Here is a 2,969-nt window from a genome sequence, read left to right on the forward strand (position 1 = left end):
AAAATATGAGTATATTTTTCTTGGGAAAGGATCACTATATCTATGAAAACCATTGGTTTTATCGGCCTCGGTCTTATTGGAGGCTCTATTGCAAAAACGATCCGCAGAGTTCATCCGGATTACCATATTCTGGCCTATGCCAGACACAGAGAAACCCTGGCTGCCGCACTGAGCAGCGGAGTTATTGACGGTGTACTGGAAGAAAAAGACGAAAGATATCACAACTGTGATTATATTTTCCTCTGTGCTCCGGTAGAATATAACATTCAATATCTGAAATATTTAAAAGAGGTTATCTCGGATGAATGCATCATTACAGATGCAGGCAGTGTCAAGGGTCCTATTCATCAGGCAGTAGAGGAAATCGGGCTGGATCATAATTTTATCGGCGGGCACCCCATGGCAGGCTCAGAACGCTCCGGCTTTGCCAATTCTTCTGATCACCTGTTGGAAAACGCCTATTATATTCTAACTCCAGGAGGGGAGGTTCCTTTAAATAAGCTTACGGAATTTTCAGAGCTTATCGACTCCCTGGGCGCTATCCCCATGGTGCTTACTGCCGAAGAGCATGATTTTATCACAGCAGGAGTCAGTCATCTGCCTCACATTATCGCCTCCTCACTGGTAAATCTGGTAAGTGCTCTCGATAATGATGCAGAATATATGAAGACCATTGCAGCCGGCGGTTTCCGGGATATTACCAGGATCGCCTCCTCATCTCCTGTTATGTGGCAGCAGATCTGTCTAGAAAACACCAGAAATATTTCCGCAGTGCTGGATGAATATATCCGTATGCTGATCCAGATACGCTGCTCTGTTGACAACAAAGAGGCGGATCAGCTCTATCAGCTTTTTGCCGCTTCCAGAGATTACCGGGATTCTATTGATGTTACCTCAAAAGGACCTATCACCAGAGCATATGTCCTCTATCTCGACATCGTTGATGAAGCTGGCGGAATCGCAACTATTGCCACGATTCTTGCCATGGATAAGATCAATATCAAGAATATCGGAATCATACATAACCGGGAATTTGAACAGGGTGTACTGAAAATAGAATTTTATGAAGAGGATGCCATGAACCGGGCAAGCGCTCTTTTAAAGAAACGAAACTATATTGTTTACGAACGGTAGGTATCTATTATGAAAATAAAAAAACAGACCGGACTGAGAGGAACTCTTACAGTTCCGGGAGACAAATCCATTTCTCACAGAGCTGTAATGTTTGGTGCTCTTGCAAAAGGTACCACAAGAATCACTCATTTTCTGGAAGGGGCTGACTGTCTCTCTACAATCTCCTGTTTCCGTAAAATGGGAATTGAAATAGAAAGGAACCAGGATCAGATCCTTGTCCATGGAAAAGGACTGCACGGGCTGCAGGCTCCTTCCGGCATTCTGGATGTGGGAAACAGCGGCACCACAACAAGACTGATCTCCGGGATTCTTGCAGGTCAAAATTTTTCCTCAGAAATTGACGGAGACGCTTCCATCCGCACCCGGCCTATGAAAAGAATCATGGCTCCTCTGGCTTCCATGGGAGCTGATATTATAAGCAGAAACAACAACGGCTGCGCGCCTCTTATAATTACCGGAAAGCCGCTTCATGCAGTCCATTATGACTCTCCCGTAGCATCCGCCCAGGTAAAATCCTGTGTTCTTCTTGCGGGAATGTATGCAGACGGCATCACCAGTGTAACAGAACCTTTTCTTTCCAGGAATCATACCGAGATTATGCTGAATTATTTTGGTGCAAAGGTTTCTTCCACAGGAACTTCTGCCGCCATATATCCGGAGCCTGTACTGGAAGCCCGCGATATTGTTGTTCCCGGAGATATTTCTTCTGCAGCTTATTTCATAGCAGCAGGGCTTCTCACTCCAGACAGTGAGATTCTCCTGAAAAATGTGGGAATCAATCCTACCCGTGCCGGCATTTTGAAGGTCTGCCGGTCCATGGGTGCGGATATTACGCTTCTTAACGAAAATCCTGAAGGAGAACCTACTGCTGATCTCCTGATCCGCACAAGTTCTCTGAAGGGAACCGTCATCCAAGGAGCCGATATTCCTACTTTGATCGATGAAATCCCCATGATCGCAGTAATGGCCGCATTTGCCCAGGGCACTACCATCATCCGGGATGCGCAGGAGCTGAAAGTCAAGGAATCAGACCGAATTGCTGTAATGGTAGATAATCTGAAGCGTATGGGAGCAGATATTGAAGGAACTGATGACGGAATGATCATTCACGGAGGCAGACCACTCCACGGAGCAGCGATCGACTCGCATCTTGACCACAGAGTGGCCATGTCCTTTGCAGTTGCAGGAACCATCTGCGAGGGAGAAATGGAGATTCAGGACGCCCAGTGCGTAGATATTTCCTATCCGGAATTTTATAAAGACCTGTATCTCTGCGGAAATTAAAATTTTCTGCAGAACATTCATAATTTTAATCATGCTTATAAGCAAAGGCAGATCACAGTGCTTTTCAGAACTTCCCTAAGGAGGTACCGCACAGGATCTGCCTTTTTCTTATATAAGTTTCTTCTCCATATTATAAGACTGTATCTGAAATCCCATACTTTGGTAAAATGCCAGAGCTCCCTTATTAAACCCCCAGACTTTCAGATCTATCCGGGCACATTCTTCCTCTTCAGCCTTTGCTGCCAGATATTCATACAATCTTTTTGCGGTTCCTTTTCTGCGGCAGTCCTGTTCCACAAAAAGAGCATCCACAAAGAATGTACGATTTCTGTGAAGCATGGGATTAACAGGAGTTATCTTCCGTTTTGCAATCAGAAAGCCCGTCAGTCGTCCGTCTTCTTCTGCACCAATCATAATATAATCCGGATCAGTCAGCATTTTCGAATACTCTTCTTCCAAAAAAATATCTTTCATCTCTTTATAAATATCCGGTCTTCCCTCCACATGTTCACTGTGAAGCGTCTGATAGCCTCTATTTACAATTACATAAT

The 2,969-nt window shown here is 44.8% G+C and carries 3 protein-coding genes; 2 read left to right on the forward strand and 1 reads right to left on the reverse strand.

Features of this window, described 5'->3' with window-relative positions:
* Positions 1-42: 42 nt before the first annotated feature.
* Together RDS42_RS13770 and aroA are read left to right on the forward strand one after the other, a co-directional pair.
* Positions 43-1,134 (forward strand): prephenate dehydrogenase, encoded by a 1,092-nt coding sequence (locus RDS42_RS13770; RefSeq protein ID WP_308784160.1) that lies wholly within the window; start codon positions 43-45, stop codon positions 1,132-1,134.
* A gap of 9 nt (positions 1,135-1,143) precedes the next feature.
* Positions 1,144-2,418: a 3-phosphoshikimate 1-carboxyvinyltransferase gene (gene aroA / locus RDS42_RS13775; protein ID WP_308784161.1), complete on the forward strand. Its 1,275-nt coding sequence runs from the start codon at positions 1,144-1,146 to the stop codon at positions 2,416-2,418.
* A 108-nt stretch (positions 2,419-2,526) separates the two neighbouring features.
* Here aroA and RDS42_RS13780 read toward each other — a convergent pair.
* The coding region (locus RDS42_RS13780; RefSeq protein ID WP_308784162.1) for a GNAT family N-acetyltransferase at positions 2,527-2,969 on the reverse strand (443 nt) is incomplete at its 5' end.

It is taken from the genome of uncultured Blautia sp. (genome assembly GCF_902497045.1).
In the GTDB taxonomy this organism is placed as follows: Bacteria; Bacillota; Clostridia; order Lachnospirales; family Lachnospiraceae; genus Blautia_A.

Excerpts from the sequence above, each read along its gene's own strand:
- RDS42_RS13770 (WP_308784160.1), top strand. The coding sequence starts at position 43 with ATGAAAACCATTGGTTTTATCGGCCTCGGTCTTATTGGAGGCTCTATT.
- aroA (WP_308784161.1), top strand. The coding sequence starts at position 1,144 with ATGAAAATAAAAAAACAGACCGGACTGAGAGGAACTCTTACAGTTCCG.